Consider the following 18,086-nt stretch of genomic DNA (forward strand, 5'->3'; position numbering starts at 1 on the left):
GGCCTAGATGACGCAGACCGCCGATACGGGCACGCCGAGCGCACCACCGGTCGACATGGTGGAACTGACCATCGACGGCGCCACGGTCAGCGTGCCGAAGGGCACGTTGGTGATCCGTGCCGCCGAATTGATCGGCGTCCAGATCCCCCGCTTCTGCGACCACCCGTTGCTCGACCCCGTGGGGGCATGCCGGCAGTGCCTCGTCGAGGTCGAGGGCCAGCGCAAACCGATGGCGTCCTGCACCACCACGGTGAGCCAGGACATGGTGGTGCACACCCAGTTCAGCTCGGAGGCAGCCGACAAGGCCCAGCGCGGCGTCATGGAACTGCTGCTGATCAACCACCCGCTCGACTGCCCGGTCTGCGACAAGGGCGGTGAATGCCCGCTGCAGAACCAGGCCATGTCCAACGGCCGCGCCGAAACCCGGTTCACCGACGTCAAACGCACGTTCCCGAAACCGATCAACATCAGCTCCCAGGTGCTGCTGGACCGCGAGCGTTGCGTGCTGTGCGCGCGGTGCACCCGGTTCTCCCAGCAGATCGCCGGTGACCCGTTCATCGAGCTGCTGGAACGCGGTGCGCTGCAACAGGTCGGCATCGCGCCCGGTGAGCCGTTCCAGTCCTACTTCTCCGGCAACACGGTGCAGATCTGCCCGGTCGGTGCGCTCACCGGGACCGCATACCGGTTCCGCGCCCGGCCCTTCGACCTGGTGTCGAGCCCCAGCGTCTGCGAGCACTGCGCCTCCGGGTGCGCACAGCGCACCGACCACCGCCGCGGAAAGGTGTTGCGCCGGTTGGCCGGTGACGACCCGCAGGTCAACGAGGAATGGAACTGCGACAAGGGCCGCTGGGCCTTCACCTACCCGACCGTGGGCGACCGGATCACCACACCGCACGTCCGCGACACCCACGGCACGCTGCGGCCGGCGTCGTGGCCGGAGGCGCTCGCCGTGGCGGCGGCCGGACTGGCCGCCGCGGAAGGCCGGTCGGGTGTGGTGGTCGGCGGCCGGGCCACCGTCGAGGACGCGTACGCCTACGCGAAGTTCGCCCGAATGGTGCTCGACACCAACGACGTCGACTTCCGCGTGCGACCACACAGTGCCGAGGAGGCCGATTTCCTCGCCGCCCATGTCGCGGGCCGTCCGATGGAGGTCACCTACTCCGACCTGGAGAACGCGCCGGCGGTGCTGCTGGCGGGGTTCGAACCCGAGGACGAATCGCCGATCGTGTTCCTGCGGCTGCGCAAGGCGGTTCGCAAACACGGGCTTCAGGTGCTCTCCGTCGCGCCGTTCGCCGGCCGCGGGCTGACCAAGCTGGCCGGCCGGCTCGTCGCCGCAGCGCCCGGCGGTGAAGCGGCCGCCCTCGAGGGGTTGGCCGACGAGGCTCTGCTGGCGCTACCCGGTGCGGTCATCCTCGTCGGCGAGCGGTTGGCCACCGCACCGGGCGCATTGACCGCCGCGGCGCGGCTGGCGGCCACGACAGGTGCGCGGCTGGCGTGGATTCCGCGGCGCGCCGGTGAGCGCGGCGCCGTGGAGGCCGGCGCGCTGCCCACGCTGCTTCCCGGCGGCCGTCCGGTCGCCGACACCGCGGCCCGCGCCGAGCTGGCGGCGGCCTGGCACACCAACGCGCTGCCGGGCACCCAGGGCCGCGACACCGGCGGAATCCTCGACGCGGCACGATCCGGGGCCCTGGGCGCGTTGGTGGTCGGCGGTGTCGAGCCGGCCGACCTGCCCGACCCGGACGCCGCGCTCGCCGCGCTGGCGGCGACGCCGTTCGTGGTCAGTCTCGAGGTCCGCGAGAGCGATGTCACCCGGTCCGCCGATGTGGTGTTCCCGGTGGCGCCGGTCGCCGAGAAGGGCGGCGCGTTCCTCGACTGGGAGGGGCGGCTGCGTCCCTTCGGACCGGCGTTGCGCAGCAACGCGATTCCCGATCTGCGGGTGCTGCACTTCCTCGCCGACGAGCTGGGAGTCGACCTCGGCCTGCCGGACGCACCCGCCGCGGGCGCGGAACTGGCCCGGCTCGGATGGTGGGACGGGCCGCGCGCAGCGCTCCGGCACGAGGCGACGGCCCCGCCGGAGCCCGGCCCCGGTCAGGCGGTGCTGGCGGGCTGGCGGATGCTCCTGGACCTCGGACGGATGCAGAACGGGGAACCGCACCTCGCCGGCACCGCGCCGGCCGCCGTCGTCCGGCTGTCCCCGCGTACCGCCGACGACATCGGGGCGACACCCGGTGATCCGGTCACCGTCAGCACCCAGCGCGGGCAGATCACGCTTGCGCTGGCGGTGACCGACATGCCCGACGACGTCGTCTGGCTGCCGTTGAACTCCGCGGGCTCGCAGGTGCATCGCCAACTCGGGGTGAGCATTGGCGCCGTCGTGTCGATCGGCCGGGCCGCCTCGTGACCTACCCCGACCCCACCCTCTTCGGTCACGACCCCTGGTGGCTGATCCTCGCCAAGGCCGTCGGCGTGTTCGTGTTCCTGCTACTGACCGTGCTGTCGGCCATCCTGATCGAGCGGAAGGTGCTGGGCCGCATGCAGATGCGGTTCGGCCCGAACCGGGTCGGCCCCAAGGGGCTGCTGCAGTCCCTGGCCGACGGCATCAAACTGGCCCTCAAGGAGGGTCTCACACCGGCAGGCGTTGACAGACCCATCTACCTGCTCGCCCCGGTCATCTCGGTCATCCCGGCTTTCATGGCGTTCGCCGTGATCCCGATGGGCGGCGAGGTGTCGGTGTTCGGCCACCGCACCCCACTGCAATTGACCGATCTCGCGGTCGCGGTGCTCTACATCCTCGCCGTCACCTCCGTTGGGGTGTACGGCATCGTGCTCGCGGGCTGGGCGTCCGGGTCGACGTATCCGCTTCTCGGCGGGCTACGTTCGAGTGCGCAGGTGGTGTCGTACGAGATCGCGATGGCATTGTCGTTCGCCACCGTGTTCCTCTACGCCGGCACGATGTCGACCTCCGGCATCGTCGCCGCACAGCACGGAACCTGGTACGTATTCCTGCTACTGCCGTCTTTCCTGGTCTACGTGATGGCGATGGTCGGTGAAACCAACCGGGCACCTTTCGATCTCCCCGAAGCCGAGGGCGAACTGGTCGGCGGTTTCCACACCGAGTACTCGTCGCTGAAGTTCGCGATGTTCATGCTCGCCGAATACGTCAACATGACGACGGTGTCGGCGCTCGCCACCACGATGTTCCTCGGCGGCTGGCACGCCCCGTGGCCGATCAGCATGTGGGACGGCGCCAACTCCGGGTGGTGGCCGCTGCTGTGGTTCACCGCGAAAGTGTGGGTGTTCCTGTTCGTCTTCATCTGGCTGCGGGGCACGCTGCCGCGGTTGCGCTACGACCAGTTCATGGCGATCGGGTGGAAGATGCTGATTCCGGTGTCCCTGGCGTGGATCATGGTCGTCGCCACCGCACACGCCGTGCGCGACCAGGGGTACGACGGGTGGGCCCGCGGCCTGCTCATCGCCGGCACCGTCGCGACATTCCTGCTCACCGCCGTCCTGTGGCGCACCATGCGGTTCCGTGCCGACCGCACCGTGCCCGACCGCACCTCCGCGGACATCTTCCCCATTCCGCCGATACCCGAGGCCACCAGGGAGACAACCGATGCCTAAGCTCTGGGACGCCGTCGCCGGCTTCGCCGTCACGTTCGGCACCATGTTCAAGAAGCCGATCACCGAGGAGTATCCGGAGAAGCCCGGCCCGGTCGCACCCCGGTATCACGGCCGTCACCAACTCAACCGCTACCCCGACGGCCTCGAGAAGTGCATCGGGTGCGAACTGTGCGCCTGGGCCTGTCCCGCCGACGCCATCTACGTCGAAGGCGCCGACAACACCGTCGACGAACGCTATTCCCCCGGTGAACGTTACGGCCGCGTCTACCAGATCAACTATCTGCGCTGCATCGGCTGCGGTCTGTGCATCGAGGCGTGCCCGACGCGGGCGCTGACCATGACCAATGAGTACGAGATGGCCGACGATAACCGCGCGGACCTCATCTGGGGCAAGGACAAACTGCTCGCGCCGCTGGGCGAAGGCATGCAGGCACCGCCGCACCCCATGGCGCACGGCGCCACCGATGACGACTACTACCTGGGCCAGGTCGGACCGGTCACCGAGGACGTCACATGACCCCGGACATGCTGGTGCTCGCCGCGGACGGCGCAGCACGTACCTCCACCACCGAGGCCGTCGTGTTCTGGATCGTCGGGGGCATCGCGCTGATCGGGGCGATCGGTGTGGTGTCCGCGCCGAAGGCGGTGTATTCGGCGATCTTCCTCGCGGCCACGATGATCTCGCTCGCCGTGCTCTACATCGCCCAGGAGGCGCTGTTCCTCGGGGTGGTGCAGGTGGTGGTCTACACCGGCGCCGTGATGATGCTGTTCCTGTTCGTGCTGATGCTCGTCGGCGTGGACTCGTCGGAGTCCCTGGTGGAAACGATTCGGGGACAACGGGTGGCGGCGATCGTCATCGGCATCGGATTTGGGGTGCTGCTGATCGCGGGTATCGGCACCGTCTCGACTGCTGGTTTCACCGGGCTGCCCGACGCCAACAGCGGCGGCAACGTCGAAGGGTTGGCGGCACTCATCTTCACCCGTTACCTGTGGGCGTTCGAGCTCACCGGCGCCCTGCTGATCACCGCGGCGCTGGGCGCGATGGTCCTGGCACATCGCGAACGCTTCGAACACCGCAAGACTCAGCGGGAGCTGTCCATCGAACGCTTCCAGGACGGCGGGCATGCCACCCCGATGCCGAATCCCGGTGTGTACGCGCGCCACAACGCCGTCGACATGCCCGGTCGGCTGCCGGACGGCAGCGGGGCGAAGTCGTCGGTGAGCACGATCCTGCACCCCCGCGCGGTGCCCCCCTCGGATGAGGGAAGGAACGGCCGGTCGTGAACCCCGACAACTACCTCTACCTGTCCGCGCTGCTGTTCACCATCGGCGCCGCGGGAGTGCTGTTGCGCCGCAACGTCATCGTCGTGTTCATGTGTGTGGAGTTGATGCTCAATGCGGCCAACCTCGCATTCGTGGCGTTCTCACGTATGCACGGTCAGCTGGACGGCCAGGTGGTGGCCTTCTTCACGATGGTGGTGGCCGCCTGTGAGGTGGTGATCGGGCTCGCCATCATCATGACGATCTACCGGGCCCGCCGGTCGGCTTCGGTCGACGACGCCAATCTGCTGAGGCATTGAGCGCCGATGACCACTGGAGTGTGGCTGCTCATCGCGCTTCCCCTGGCCGGTGCCGTCGTCCTGCTGCTGGCGGGGCGCCGCTCCGACCGGTGGGGTCATCTGCTCGGCACCGCCGCGGCGGTCGCCTCGTTCGTCGTGGGCGCGGTGCTGTTCACCGGCATGCTCGGCCGCCCCGCCGAGGACCGCGCCGTCCACGAGAACCTGTTCTCGTGGGTGCCGGTCGGCGAACTGCAGGTCGATTTCGGCCTGCACCTCGACCAGCTGTCGGTGTGTTTCGTCCTGCTGATCACCGGGGTGGGCTCGCTGATCCACATCTACTCGATCGGCTACATGGCCGACGACCCCGGACGCAGGCGGTTCTTCGCCTACCTCAACCTGTTCCTGGCCGCGATGCTGCTGCTGGTGCTGGCGGACAACTATCTCGGCCTCTACGTCGGGTGGGAGGGCGTGGGCCTCGCGTCGTATCTGCTGATCGGGTTCTGGTCGCACAAGCCGTCGGCGGCGACGGCCGCGAAGAAAGCGTTCATCGTCAACCGCGTCGGCGACATGGGGTTGGCGATCGCGCTGATGGTCATGTTCGCCACCGTCGGGTCGGTGTCGTTCGCCGGAGTCTTCGGCGCCGCGGCGCAACTCGGAGAGGGCACGCTCACCGCGATCGGTCTGCTGCTCCTCCTCGGCGCCTGCGGCAAGTCGGCCCAGGTGCCGTTGCAGTCCTGGCTGGGTGACGCGATGGAGGGGCCGACGCCGGTGTCGGCGCTGATCCACGCCGCCACGATGGTCACCGCAGGGGTGTACCTGATCGTGCGTTCCGGCCCGATCTTCGACGCCGCCCCGACCGCGCAAACGGCCGTCGTGATCGTGGGCGCCGTGACGCTGCTGTACGGGGCGATCATCGGCTGCGCCAAGGACGACATCAAGAAGGCGCTGGCCGCATCCACCATGAGCCAGATCGGCTACATGGTGCTGGCCGCCGGACTCGGCCCCGCCGGATACGCCTTCGCGATCATGCACCTGCTCACCCACGGGTTCTTCAAGGCCGGCCTGTTCCTCGGCGCCGGATCGGTCATGCACGCGATGAACGACGAGGTGGACATGCGCCGGTACGGCGGTCTGCGCAAGGCGCTGCCGGTCACGTTCGCCACCTTCGGACTCGGCTACCTGGCCATCATCGGGGTGCCGCCGCTGGCCGGGTTCTTCTCCAAGGACGGCATCATCGAAGCCGCGCTGGGTGCCGGTGGCGTGAAGGGCTGGTCCCTCGGCGGTGCGGCGATCCTCGGTGCCGGCATCACCGCGTTTTACATGACGCGGGTGATGCTGATGACGTTCTTCGGTGAGAAGCGCTGGGCTCCCGGGGCGAGCCCGCACGAGGCGCCGGCGGTGATGACCGGTCCGATGATCGTGCTCGCGATCGGGTCCGTGGCGTCGGGCGGGCTGCTGGCGATCGGCGGGACACTCTCGCACTGGCTGGAACCGGTGGTCGGCACGCACGAGGAGGCACACGCGGTGCCGGTGGTGGTGGCCACCGTGCTGATCCTGTCGGTCGTCGCCGTGGGTATCGCGATCGCCTACCGCATGTACGCGACGCGTGCGGTGCCCGCCGACGTCCCCGCGGGTTCGGCCCTCACGGTCGCCGCGCGCCGCGACCTGTACGGCGATACGTTCAACGAAGGCGTGTTCATGCGGCCCGGTCAGGCTTTCACGGCAGCTGTGGTGACCGTGGACGACCGCGCCGTGGACGGCGCCGCGACCGGGCTCGCCACGCTGGTGGGCCGGGCGTCGGACGGATTGCGCCGTCTGCAAACCGGATTCGCGCGGTCCTACGCGCTGGGCATGCTCGGCGGTGCCGCGCTCATCGTGGCGGCGATCCTGGTGGTGAACCTGTGGTGACGCCGTGGCTGAGCGTGCTGTGGGCGGCGCCGATCGTCGGCGCCGGCGCGGTGATGCTGGTCCCGGGCGGCCGTCGCACGCTGGCGAAGTGGGTCGCGCTCGCGGTGTCGCTGCTGGCGCTGGGAGTCACCGCGGTCGTCGCCGTCGGCTTCGACCCCGGCGGGGAGCAGTACCAGTTCGTCGAATCACGCCCCTGGATACCGTCGTTCGGCACCGGTTACATCCTGGGCGTGGACGGCATCGCCCTGGCCCTGATCGTGCTGACCGCGGTGCTCGTCCCGCTGCTCATCATCGCGGGGTGGAACGACGCCGACACCGCACCGCAGGGCCGTTCGGTCCACACCTACCTCGCGCTGACACTCGCGGTCGAGGGCATGGTGTTCATGTCGCTGGTAGCCCTCGACGTGCTGCTGTTCTACGTGTTCTTCGAAGCCATGCTGATCCCGATGTACTTCCTCATCGGCGGGTTCGGGGCCGACCGTGTCGCCGCGTCCAAGGCCGCGGTGAAGTTCCTGCTGTACAACCTGTTCGGCGGGCTGATCATGCTGGCGGCGGTGATCGGGCTGTACGTCACCACAGCGGGCAGCGACGCATTCGGTGGCGGCACCTTCGACTTCCGGGCGATCGTGTCGGCGGTGGCCGCCGGGGACTTCGGGGTGGACCCCGCGGTGCTCAACTTGATGTTCCTCGGGTTCATGTTCGCCTTCGCGGTCAAGGCACCGCTGTGGCCGTTGCACCGCTGGTTGCCCGACGCCGCCGTCGAAGCCACCCCCGCCAGTGCGGTGTTGATGATGGCGGTGATGGACAAGGTCGGCACCTTCGGCATGCTCCGCTACTGCCTGCAGTTGTTCCCCGACGCCGCAACGCTGTTCCGTCCCTTGATCATCACGCTCGCGGTGGTCGGCATCATCTACGGCGCGGTGGTCGCGATCGGCCAGACCGACATGATGCGGCTGATCGCGTACACGTCGATCTCACACTTCGGGTTCATCATTTTGGGCATCTTCGTCATGACGAGCCAGGGCCAGTCCGGTTCGGCGCTGTACATGGTGAACCACGGGATCTCCACCGCGGCACTGTTCCTCATCGCCGGCTTCCTCGTCTCGCGCCGGGGGTCGCGGCTCATCGCCTCCTACGGCGGTGTGCAGAAGGTGGCGCCGGTGCTGGCGGGCACCTTCCTCATCGCGGGGTTGGCCACGTTGTCGCTGCCCGGTCTGGCGCCGTTCATCAGTGAATTCCTGGTGCTCATCGGCACATTCACCCGATACCCCGTACTCGCCGTGCTCGCCGCCACCGCTTTGGTGCTCTCCGCGATCTACGTGCTGTGGATGTACCAGCGGATGATGACCGGACCGGTGAAGGAAGGCAACGAACGGCTGCGCGACCTGGTACCCCGCGAACTCGCCGTCGTCGCCCCGCTCATCGCGCTGCTGCTGGTGTTGGGGATCTATCCGAAACCGGCGCTCGACGTGATCGATCCGGCGGTCGGACACACGCTCGCGACCATCAACCAGCCCGACCCGGCGCCGACGCTGGCAGAGGGGGCCACCCCGTGATTCCCACCCCCACCGTCGAATACGGTCTGCTCTCCCCCATGCTCATCGTGGTCGGCGCCGCGATCGCCGGGGTGCTGATCGAAGCGTTCCTGCCCCGACGCAGCCGTTACGCCGCCCAGGTCACGCTCGCGCTCGCGGCCACGGTGGGCGCGCTCGCCGCCGTCGTCATCCTGGCCCGGCAACTGTCGGGTGAGGTCGGCCGGTCCGCCGTCATGGGATCGGTGGCGATCGACCGGCCCGCACTGTTCCTGCAGGGCACCATCCTGATCGTCGCCGTACTCGGAATCCTGCTGATCGCCGAACGCAGCAACCCGTCCGGAGCCGAGAACGACGACAGCGCAACGGGACTCGACGCATTCACACCGCAGGCCTCGGCGGTGCCGGGCAGCGTGGCCGAACGGGTCGCCACCCGCGCCGGGGTGGCGCAGACCGAGGTGTTCCCGCTGACCATGTTCGCCGTCGCCGGCATGCTGCTGTTCCCCGCGGCCGACGATCTGCTCACCATGTTCATCGCACTCGAGGTGCTCTCGCTACCGCTGTACCTGCTGTGCGGGCTCGCCCGCCGCCGGCGCCTGCTCTCCCAGGAGGCGGCGCTGAAGTACTTCCTGCTCGGCGCGTTCTCCTCGGCGTTCTTCCTCTACGGCGCCGCGATGCTCTACGGGTACGCCGGGACACTCGACCTGCGGGGAATCGCCGCGGTGGTCTCCGAGGGCACCGGCAGGACCTCGGTGGCGTTGACCGGCACCGGCCTGATCCTGGTTGGGGTCCTGTTCAAAGTCGGTGCCGCGCCCTTCCACTCGTGGATCCCCGACGTCTATCAGGGCGCACCGACTCCGGTGACCGCGTTCATGGCGGCCGCCACCAAGATCGCGGCGTTCGGCGCGATGCTGCGGATCTTCTACGTGGCGTTGCCCGAACTGCGCGCCGACTGGCGCCCGGTGCTGTGGGCGATTGCGATCCTGACCATGGTGGTCGGCACCGTGACGGCGGTGACGCAGACCGACGTCAAGCGGATGCTGGCCTATTCGGCGATCGCCCACTCGGGGTTCATCCTCACCGGCGTGATCGCCGAGAACCGGCCGGGCCTGTCGTCGGTGCTGTTCTATCTGTTCGCCTACGGGTTCTCCACAGTCGGGGCATTCGCGGTGGTCGGTTTCGTGCGCGACGCCGACGGCGAGGAGGACACGGCGATGGCCCGCTGGGCAGGGCTCGGCAGACGCAATCCCCTCGTCGGCGCGGTGTTCTCGCTGTTTCTGCTGGCGTTCGCCGGAATTCCGTTGACCAGCGGCTTCGTCAGCAAGTTCGCGGTGTTCAAAGCGGCGGGCGAGGGCGGCGCGATACCGCTCGTGGTGGTCGGCGTCATCGCCAGCGCGGTCGCCGCCTACTTCTACGTGCGCGTCATCGTCTTGATGTTCTTCACCGACCCGCCGGCCGACCCGCCGCAGATCGTCGTACCCAGCGGGTTGACCACCGCGGCCGTCACCGTCACCGCGGCGGTGACGCTGGCCCTCGGCGCCCTGCCCCAGCCGGTGCTCGACCTGGCCAACAGCGCCGACCAGTTCCTGCGTTAGCGTGCCTGTCATGACGTCGCTTGTGCTGGTGGCCGACGTCGGCCCCGTTCGACTGCTGACCATGAACCGGGCGGCGGCCCGAAATGCGCTCAGCCGCGACCTCATTCGGGCTCTGTACACCGCGCTGTCCGACGCCGACGCCGACGATTCGGCGCGCGCGGTGGTGCTGACCGGCGCCGACCCGGCGTTCTGCGCCGGTGTGGACCTCAAGGAGGCCGCCCGCGACGGCGCGGACTACTTCGCCGAATTCCAGTCGCAGAGTTGCATCGCGCGGGTCGCGGAGATGCGCACGCCGATCGTCGGGGCCGTCAACGGCGCGGTGTTCACCGGCGGCCTCGAGATGGCGCTGGGCTGCGACTTCCTGATCGCCTCGGAGCGTGCGGTGTTCGCCGACACCCACGCCCGCGTCGGCATCCTGCCCGGCGGTGGGATGACGGCGCGGCTGCCGCAGGTCGTCGGCGCCGCGATGGCGCGGCGGTTGTCGATGACCGGCGAGGTGGTCGATGCGGCGCGGGCGGAGAGTATCGGTTTGGTGACCGAGGTCGTCGCCCACGACCGACTGCTCGACCGCGCGTTCGAGTTGGCCGGTCAGATCGCCGAGGTGCCGGCGGCCACGATAATTGGGCTCAAGGAGATCTACCGGCGCGGGACCGACGGAGTCATCTCTCCCGCGCTGGCCGCCGAACAGGACATCGCAGGCGCGCAGGACCGCGACCTCAGCGGTCTCGGCGCGCGATTCGACAGTGTGACGGCACGCAACCGCGCCCAGATCAGCTCCGACTAGGTCACGTCACCCACCGCGATTGTGCGGTTTCATACGCGACACGCCGGTCGCGGCGGATCGCACCGCACACCGGGCGACGGCAACCGCGGCGGTGGGGCCAGCCGACGCACTGGGCGCTCCTGTGACGACTGGGTGTCACCACGGGTAGATGGCGCCGGTGTCACCGAGAAACTGAGCCGTCGGACCGTTGTCGTCGATCATGGCCATGGTCACTGCCACCTTGGCGCCGTCTGCCGGATCGCCGGCCCCTGGGGTGGGCAGCCCGCCGTTGAGTTCGGTCGCCCGGTAGCCCGGGCAGACAGCGTTCACTTTGATGCCGTACGCACAGAACTCGTTGGCGTACAGCACGGTCAGTGCATTCAATGCGGCTTTGGACGCTTGATAGGCAGCCTGGTTCAACTTCGTCAGCTCGATGTCGGGGTCAGCCATCAGTGCGATCGATCCCATCCCGCTCGAGACGTTGACGATCCGGGGCGAACTCGACATGCGGAGCAACGGCAGGAATGCGTTGGTGACGGTCACCGCCCCGAAGACGTTGGTCTCGAACGTACGTCGAAGATCTTCGACGGTCACCTTCGATGCGGGATCCAGCCCGCTGGTGATGGCGGCATTGTTGACCAGGATGTCCAGCCGGCCGCTCTCCCGGCCCACCTGTTCGGCGGCCGCGAGCACCGACGGGGCATCGGTAACGTCGATCTGGACGAATCGCACGTCGAGTCCCCGCTCGGTCAGCATGCCGGATGCCGCTCGGCCGCGGGCGGCATCTCGGGCAGCCAGATAGACGTGGACTCCGTGCTGCGCGAGTTGGCCGACAATGTGGTGGCCGATTCCCTTGTTGCCGCCGGTGACCAGGGCGACTCTGGCAGTGGTGCTCATGAGCCCACGGTGGCGCGGTTGGCGTGTCCGTGCCAGACACAAGTTGTGCCAGCCACCGATCGGCACGTGGAGGCATACTCGGAATCATGGATCAACAGCCCATGGCGCGCTTCCTTCGCGACCGTCGGGCCCGGCTTCGGCCCGACGATGTCGACCTGCCCCGTGACGGACCACGCCGGACGACCGGCCTTCGGCGCGAAGAAGTCGCGGCATTGGCGCATATTTCCGAGTCGTATTACGCCCGGCTCGAACAAGCTCGCGCCTCCCGGCCATCAGTCGAGGTGCTCAACAGCCTCAGCCAAGCGCTGAAATTGAGCGATGACGAACGCGCCCTGTTCTTCACCCTGTGTGGACGCTCGCCGGAGGAAGACAATGCCCGGCCGCGACGCGACGTCGCGCCGAGCGTTCTCGATCTCATCCATCGCATGCCCCATACCGCCGCACTGATCCTCGACGCGAAGTACGACATCCTCGCATGGAATCCGTTGGCGTCAGCTCTCTTCGGCGATCTGTCGTCCATCTCGGGGCAGGAGCGCAACCTCATACGAGCATTCTTTCTCGAGCCTGACCCCTCCCGACGCCACCACGGCGTCAGCGGAAGCGAGGACTTCGCGAGGTTCGCCGCCAGCCAGCTCCGCACCGTCGCCGAGCGTTACCCCCGCGACCGCGACGTACGGGCTCTGATCGACGAACTCCGCTCAGCCAGCTCGGAATTCAACGCGTTGTGGCGGCAGGTCGATGTTGTCGTGCCGCGCCACCAGATCAAGTCCATGACTCATGCGGTGGTCGGACCGATCGACATGCACTGCAACTTGCTGATGATCCCGGATCGCGACCAGCTGATGATTCTCTTCACCGCCGATCCGGGGACGTCGTCGCACCGTGCGCTCTCCCTGTTGTCGGTCATCGGCGATCAGGACATGGCGCTCGTCGCCGTCGACGGTACGGACGTCGCGCGCTCGGCGATCCGGTAGCCGCCCCCGAGGTCGAACATATGAAGTCGCCATGCGTTTCGCCGGACCCTGCGGTGTTCCACCGAACCCTCGCCCCGCAACGAGATCCTGGGGACGTGCGCGGCGAAGCCACCGACGATCTGCGCCTTGTCGTCGACGGCGACCGGTTGACCGAGAACTTCACCCGTCCCGGCGGGACGCGGATCACCATCGTCTTCGAGCGTCTGGGGTGATCGGCACGTAGGCCAAGGACGTGTTGGCAACGCACGAACCTCAGCCGACAGCGGAGTCGACCGCCGGCACGGCCTGGGCGAACCAGCGGCCGTTGCTCGTCGCGATGGTGATCGGATGGTCGAAGCACGCGCTGATCGCCTCGGAGGTGAGCACGCTGCGCGCCGCGCCCTGAGTGACGATCCGGCCGTCGCGCAGCAGCAGCGCATGTGACGTCGTCGCCGGGATCTCCTCGATGTGGTGGGTGACGAGCACAGTGGCGAGCTGCGGATCCGAGCGGCGCAATCCGTCCATGGCGGCCAGGAGTTGTTCGCGCGCAGCCAGATCCAGACCGGTAGCCGGCTCGTCGAGGATGAGCAGGTGCGGTGCGCCGATCAGCGCACGGGCGATCAGCGTCCGGCCGCGCTCCCCCTGCGACATCACCTGCCACGAGGCCCCGGCGCGGTCGGCGAGCCCCAGGGAGGCGATCAGCTCGTCGGCGCGGCGGACCTGCCCGGCGGTCGGTGACCAGCGCGGGACGAAGTCCGGGGTGTTCGTCAGCCCGGTCAGCACGACCTCACGCGCGGTCAGCGGGGCGTCGACCCGGTGGCGGGGGTTGACGTGACCGATGTGGGTGCGCAGCTCCCGCATGTCCACCCGGCCCAGTCGGTGACCGAGTACGTCGACCGTTCCGCTGGTGGGATGCGCGACGGCACCGAACAGGTTCAGCAGCGTGCTCTTACCCGCACCGTTCGGACCGAGGACCACCCAGCGTTGCCCGGCCTCGATGGTCACCGAGACGTCGGCGAGCAGATGGCGCCCGCCGCGGACCACGCCGATCCCCTCGGCACGCAACACGGTCGGGCTCATGACGTACTCCTGGTGCGGGTGAGGATGAATTCAACGGTCGGGCGGCCACCGAACTCCGGACGGCCGGCGGTGGCCTCTTCCACCTGCCGGCGCGCCTGCGCGTACACCGGTGTCGTGGGATCGAGCACCGACAGGTAACGCTCGTGGGCGGCCAACGATTCCACCGCGACGTCGACGAAGCCGTCGACCACCTCACCATGGGTGCCGCCGGGGCCGTTCTCGAACAGCCAGCGGGGTGGTTCGACCAGCGAGTCATAGGCGGCGGTGACGGCGGTGGCGAATTCGATGTGGTCGCGCTGATTCGGCTGGCCCGGCGCCCACTCTGGTCCGCTGAAGATGGTGACGACGACGTCGGGCGCCACCGCCTCGAGGGTGTCGACGATCCTGTCCCGCAGCGCCGGGGTGTCGCGGATACGGCTGTCGGGGAAGTCCCAGAACGTCACGTCGTCGACCCCGACGATCCCGGCCGACCGGATCTGCTCCCGCTCGCGCAGCGGGCCGGCCACCTGCGGCGCCAGCCCCTCGATACCGGCCTCACCCCGCGACGCCAGTGCATAGTGCACGCGCCTGCCTTCCGAGGTCCATTTCGCCACCGCGGCGCCGATGCCGTACTCGGGGTCGTCAGGGTGGGGTACCAGCACCAGCGCGGTGTGCCAGTCGCCCGGAAAGGGTTGCAGCGTCACCGGGTCATGTCACCACACCGCGGACTGAAGTGGTGACGCAGGAACCCCTCACCGCGGCTGGGCGTGCTCGGCGCCCAGGCCGGCCGCGCTCACGATATCGGGGGCGATCCCCGTGCGTCGGCTGACGGCGGCGACCAACTCGTCGTAGGTCCGGCACAGAACTGTCGAGCCGGTCGCGGCCCGGACAGTCCAGCCGGACGGGAACGCGTCGACCCGGTCGCGCGCCATCAGCTCGGACAGCCGCCGGGCGACCGCCGACCTGCGCCGCGGACCCCTGACCAACTCGGCCGCCCAATCCGGCGGTGCGCCGCCACATCCACCGCACATCAGGGCATCACACCCCCTTTGATCGCCAGCTGAGCCCAGACGCCTTCGGTGCGTCGGGAACTGACATGAGACTCTGCCCTTCGAAGGGGATCAGTTGCGGGGACGCCGCTTCTTGAAGTCTTCGGCGATGGTGTCGAAATTGGCCCAGGTGACGCCGTCATGGGAGTTGATGTGCTCGATCAGGCGCTCGAGCATGAGAAGGACCTGGGGCCGTCCAGATACGTCCGGGTGGATGGTGAACGTGAAGACCGCGTACTCGGATTCGCGATACACCCAGTCGAATTGGTCCCGCCACATCTCCTCGATATGGCGCGGGTTGACGAAGCCGTGGCTGTTCGGGCTGCCCTTGATGAACATCATCGGGGGCAGGTCGTCGAGATACCAGCTCGCTGGAATCTCGACGAGGTCGGTCTCCTCACCGCGCACCAGCGGCTTCATCCACTCCGCGGCCGGCTTGTCATAGTCGATCGGCGTCCAGGAGTCGCCGACGCGCACGTAGTACGGCTCGAAGTCGCGGTGCATCAGCGAGTGGTCATAGGTGATGCCGCGCTCCACGAGGAGTTCGTTCGTGACCCTGCTGAACTCCCACCACGGCGCGACATACCCGGTCGGCCGCTTGCCGGTGCGGGAAGTGATGAGATCCAGGCAGTAATCGAGGATTTCGGACTCCTGCTCGCGCGTCATCGCGATCGGATTCTCGTGGCTGTAGCCGTGCACACCGATTTCGTGTCCCGAGGCGACGACCGCGTCGAACTGTTCGGGGAAGGTCTCGATGGAGTGGCCCGGCCAGAACCAGGTGGCGGGCAGGTTGTAGCGCTCCAGCAGTGCGTTGAGGCGGGGCACACCGACCTCGCCGGCGAACACGCCGCGGGAGATGTCCCCGGGCGAGTTCTCGCCCCCGTAGGAACCGAGCCAACCGCCGACGGCGTCGACGTCGATGCCGAACGCCACGAAGATTTCTTTCGCCATTGGTCATTCCTCCTTGTTGTCTGCGTAGGTTGCGATCATCGATCTGACACGCGCTACGTCTGCCCTGTTCTCAGACAGCCACAGCGCCAACAGCATTCGCAGCTGCGATGCGGGTAGCCCCGAGGCGGTCGGGACCCCGGCGGCCACCAGGTCGGCACCGCCGCCATCGCCGTACACGCCCTCCACCGGTCCCTCGGCGACCCTGGTCGACAGCACCACCGCCACGTCATCGCCGACCAGCTCGCGGACGGCGGCCACCACGACCGGATTTGCGTTACCGATCCCGGTGCCCGCCAGCACGATTCCCCGGGCGCCTGCCGCAACGGCGGCGGTGAGCAACGCTGCGTCAGCGCCGGGGTACATCTCGATCAGGTCGACACGGGTGCCGTCGAACCGTGCGGTCGGCCGCGGGAGCGGCGCGGGTCGCCGGGGGACGGCCCTGATCAGCACCGTGCCGTCCGAGACGTCGCCGACCTCGCCGCCGACGACCGAATGGAATGCATCCAAGGCCGTGGTGTGGACCTTGCGCGTGCCCCGGGCGGGAAGCACTCGGCCGGCGAAGGCGATCAGCACGCCGAGACCTCGGCAGTCCGGCGCCGCGGCCGTGAGGATCGCGTCCGCGAGGTTTCGGGGTCCGTCGCCGTCGAGTGCGTCGCTTGCCCGCTGCGCACCGGTGAGGACGAGCGGTCGCGGATCGCCGTGGACGAGGTCCAGCAGGATCGCGGTCTCCTCCATCGTGTCGGTGCCGTGGGTGATCACGATGCCGTCAACAGGGTCCTGCCGGCGCTGGAGCAAACCGGCCACGGCGTCGCTGATGGACCTGATGTGCCCGAGGGTCATCCGATAGGAACCCACCGTCATCAGATCGTGGGTTTCCACGTCGATGTCGCTGATGCGCGCACTCTCGACAAGCGCCTCGGCGTTGCGGGTGGCGACGACGCCGCCCCGGGTGGCGGTCGAGGCGATGGTGCCGCCGGTGGCTAGGACGGCAACCCGTGTCATCGCGCATTCTGAAGAGGCATATTCCGAGTGAACCACAGCACAAACATTGTGCACAATCGTTTGTGTAGCTTTAGCCAAACGTTTGTGTAACTCGGCGCTTAACATTCGGCGCCTTGTTAATGTGGTGGCCACATCACGGAGGTGGTTGGCGTTGGCGTCACATCAGGGCCCGATGACCCTACGCAAGATCGCCGCTGAGCTCGGCGTGAGTCCCTCCACGGTGTCCCGGGTGCTGGCCACACCGGGTCGCGATGCCCTGCGATGGGGCTCGGCGGACACCGTCGCCCGCATCCGCGCATTCGCCGAGGAGCATGGCTACTCCCCCAACCCCCAGGCGTCGAGCCTGCGCACGCGACGGTCCGGCCTCATCGGCGTCCTGGTGCCACGGCTGCAGGACTACGTGCTGGCGACGATCTACGAGGGCATCGAGGAGGCCGCCTCAGAAGCCGGGCTGTCGACGTTCGTCACCAACTCCCGCGACATCGCCGAGACCCAGCGCGCGCGCACCCGAATGATGATCGACCGCCGTGTAGACGGGTTGATCTACGGAGACGCCCATCTCGACCATCGGTTCCTCGACGAAGTGCACCAACAGGGCATCAAGTTCGCCTTGGTGTCGCGCACCGCGGGGAACTATCCGTCGGCGACGGTCGACGACTACAAGGGCGGCCGACTGGTGGGCCACCACCTCGCCGAGACCGGCCGCCGTGACGTGGCGATCCTGGCGGGCCTCGAGTTCACCTCGACGGCCCGTGATCGCAGCGGCGGTTGCCTCGACGCGCTGGGCGATCACGGAATTCACGTCCCGCCCGAGCGCGTCGTCTACTCGGGGTTCGACCCTGCCGGAGGGCGCGCCGCGATGGAACGGATTCTGGCCGGCGGTCCGGTTCCCGACGCGATCTTCGCGACGAACGACTTCGCCGCGATCGGGGCGTTCGGAGTATTGCGCGACCGGGGAATTCACGTTCCCGGCGACGTCGCGCTCGTCGGCTACAACGACACGCCGCTCGCCGAAGGCGGTGCTGTCCCCCTCACCACCATCCGCTCGCCGATGCACGAAATGGGCCGTTGCGCAGTCGGATTACTGTTGGAGGTACTTGCCGGCCGAGAGCCGGAGTCAGTTGTCCTCGAACCGGAACTGATCATCCGGAGCAGCAGTATGACAACCTCCGCCGCGGGCGTATCGCACTGAGC

Annotated in this window: 17 protein-coding genes; 11 read left to right on the forward strand and 6 right to left on the reverse strand. The window is 68.3% G+C overall.

The features are described 5' to 3' along the window. Positions 1-7: 7 nt before the first annotated feature. Genes I7X18_RS20065 through I7X18_RS20105 form a run of 9 tightly spaced genes read left to right on the forward strand, consistent with a single transcriptional unit; the run spans position 8 to position 11,002 of the window. A complete protein-coding gene (locus I7X18_RS20065; RefSeq protein ID WP_193043763.1) occupies positions 8-2,401 on the forward strand; it encodes an NADH-quinone oxidoreductase subunit G in 2,394 nt (797 codons plus the stop codon). Next, on the forward strand, positions 2,398-3,624 hold the full coding sequence (gene nuoH / locus I7X18_RS20070; RefSeq protein ID WP_193043764.1) for an NADH-quinone oxidoreductase subunit NuoH: 1,227 nt from the start codon (positions 2,398-2,400) through the stop codon (positions 3,622-3,624). The genes I7X18_RS20065 and nuoH overlap by 4 nt, the downstream gene beginning before the upstream one ends. Continuing rightward, positions 3,617-4,141 carry an NADH-quinone oxidoreductase subunit NuoI gene (gene nuoI, locus I7X18_RS20075; RefSeq protein ID WP_193043765.1) on the forward strand — a complete coding sequence of 175 codons (525 nt, stop codon included), beginning with the start codon at positions 3,617-3,619 and terminating at the stop codon, positions 4,139-4,141. Before nuoH ends, nuoI begins: the two co-directional genes overlap by 8 nt. Next, on the forward strand, positions 4,138-4,908 hold the full coding sequence (locus tag I7X18_RS20080) for an NADH-quinone oxidoreductase subunit J (RefSeq protein ID WP_193043766.1): 771 nt from the start codon (positions 4,138-4,140) through the stop codon (positions 4,906-4,908). The genes nuoI and I7X18_RS20080 overlap by 4 nt, the downstream gene beginning before the upstream one ends. Then, positions 4,905-5,204: an NADH-quinone oxidoreductase subunit NuoK gene (nuoK, locus tag I7X18_RS20085; RefSeq protein ID WP_193043767.1), complete on the forward strand. Its 300-nt coding sequence runs from the start codon at positions 4,905-4,907 to the stop codon at positions 5,202-5,204. The genes I7X18_RS20080 and nuoK overlap by 4 nt, the downstream gene beginning before the upstream one ends. A 6-nt stretch (positions 5,205-5,210) precedes the next feature. After that, complete coding sequence (gene nuoL, locus I7X18_RS20090) at positions 5,211-7,091, forward strand: NADH-quinone oxidoreductase subunit L (protein ID WP_193043768.1); 1,881 nt, start codon at positions 5,211-5,213, stop codon at positions 7,089-7,091. Then, complete coding sequence (locus tag I7X18_RS20095) at positions 7,085-8,647, forward strand: NADH-quinone oxidoreductase subunit M (RefSeq protein ID WP_193043769.1); 1,563 nt, start codon at positions 7,085-7,087, stop codon at positions 8,645-8,647. Before nuoL ends, I7X18_RS20095 begins: the two co-directional genes overlap by 7 nt. Next, positions 8,644-10,218 carry an NADH-quinone oxidoreductase subunit NuoN gene (gene nuoN / locus I7X18_RS20100; protein WP_193043770.1) on the forward strand — a complete coding sequence of 525 codons (1,575 nt, stop codon included), beginning with the start codon at positions 8,644-8,646 and terminating at the stop codon, positions 10,216-10,218. The genes I7X18_RS20095 and nuoN overlap by 4 nt, the downstream gene beginning before the upstream one ends. Before the next feature lie 10 nt (positions 10,219-10,228). Then, on the forward strand, positions 10,229-11,002 hold the full coding sequence (locus I7X18_RS20105) for an enoyl-CoA hydratase (RefSeq protein ID WP_193043771.1): 774 nt from the start codon (positions 10,229-10,231) through the stop codon (positions 11,000-11,002). A 135-nt stretch (positions 11,003-11,137) separates the two neighbouring features. Here the strand turns inward: I7X18_RS20105 and I7X18_RS20110 are convergent, their stop codons facing one another. Then, a complete protein-coding gene (locus I7X18_RS20110; RefSeq protein ID WP_193043772.1) occupies positions 11,138-11,878 on the reverse strand; it encodes an SDR family NAD(P)-dependent oxidoreductase in 741 nt (246 codons plus the stop codon). A gap of 86 nt (positions 11,879-11,964) precedes the next feature. Here I7X18_RS20110 and I7X18_RS20115 point away from each other — a divergent pair, with 86 nt between their 5' ends. Further along, the gene (locus tag I7X18_RS20115; protein WP_193043773.1) at positions 11,965-12,852 is read left to right on the forward strand and encodes a helix-turn-helix transcriptional regulator; all 888 of its coding nucleotides are present in this window, start codon (positions 11,965-11,967) and stop codon (positions 12,850-12,852) included. Positions 12,853-13,104: 252 nt separating this feature from the next. Here I7X18_RS20115 and I7X18_RS20120 read toward each other — a convergent pair whose 3' ends face one another. The 5 genes from I7X18_RS20120 to I7X18_RS20140 all read right to left on the reverse strand — a co-directional run bounded on the left by I7X18_RS20120 (position 13,105) and on the right by I7X18_RS20140 (position 16,892). After that, positions 13,105-13,911, reverse strand: coding sequence for an ABC transporter ATP-binding protein (locus I7X18_RS20120; protein ID WP_193043774.1), 807 nt, complete (start codon positions 13,909-13,911; stop codon positions 13,105-13,107). Next, positions 13,908-14,594 carry a PIG-L deacetylase family protein gene (locus I7X18_RS20125; protein WP_193043775.1) on the reverse strand — a complete coding sequence of 229 codons (687 nt, stop codon included), beginning with the start codon at positions 14,592-14,594 and terminating at the stop codon, positions 13,908-13,910. The genes I7X18_RS20120 and I7X18_RS20125 overlap by 4 nt, the downstream gene beginning before the upstream one ends. Positions 14,595-14,642: 48 nt before the next feature. After that, positions 14,643-14,921 (reverse strand): hypothetical protein, encoded by a 279-nt coding sequence (locus I7X18_RS20130; RefSeq protein WP_226862606.1) that lies wholly within the window; start codon positions 14,919-14,921, stop codon positions 14,643-14,645. A gap of 90 nt (positions 14,922-15,011) precedes the next feature. Further along, a complete protein-coding gene (locus tag I7X18_RS20135) occupies positions 15,012-15,890 on the reverse strand; it encodes a polysaccharide deacetylase family protein (protein ID WP_193043776.1) in 879 nt (292 codons plus the stop codon). Positions 15,891-15,893: 3 nt separating this feature from the next. Then, entirely contained in the window at positions 15,894-16,892 is a 999-nt protein-coding gene (locus I7X18_RS20140) for an asparaginase (protein ID WP_193043777.1), read from the reverse strand. Positions 16,893-17,043: 151 nt separating this feature from the next. On the opposite strand from I7X18_RS20140, the gene I7X18_RS20145 reads away from it, so the two are divergent. Then, on the forward strand, positions 17,044-18,084 hold the full coding sequence (locus tag I7X18_RS20145) for a LacI family DNA-binding transcriptional regulator (RefSeq protein WP_193043778.1): 1,041 nt from the start codon (positions 17,044-17,046) through the stop codon (positions 18,082-18,084). The last annotated feature ends 2 nt before the right edge of the window (positions 18,085-18,086 follow it).

The organism is Mycolicibacterium baixiangningiae, assembly GCF_016313185.1.
Taxonomy (GTDB): Bacteria; Actinomycetota; Actinomycetes; order Mycobacteriales; family Mycobacteriaceae; genus Mycobacterium; species Mycobacterium baixiangningiae.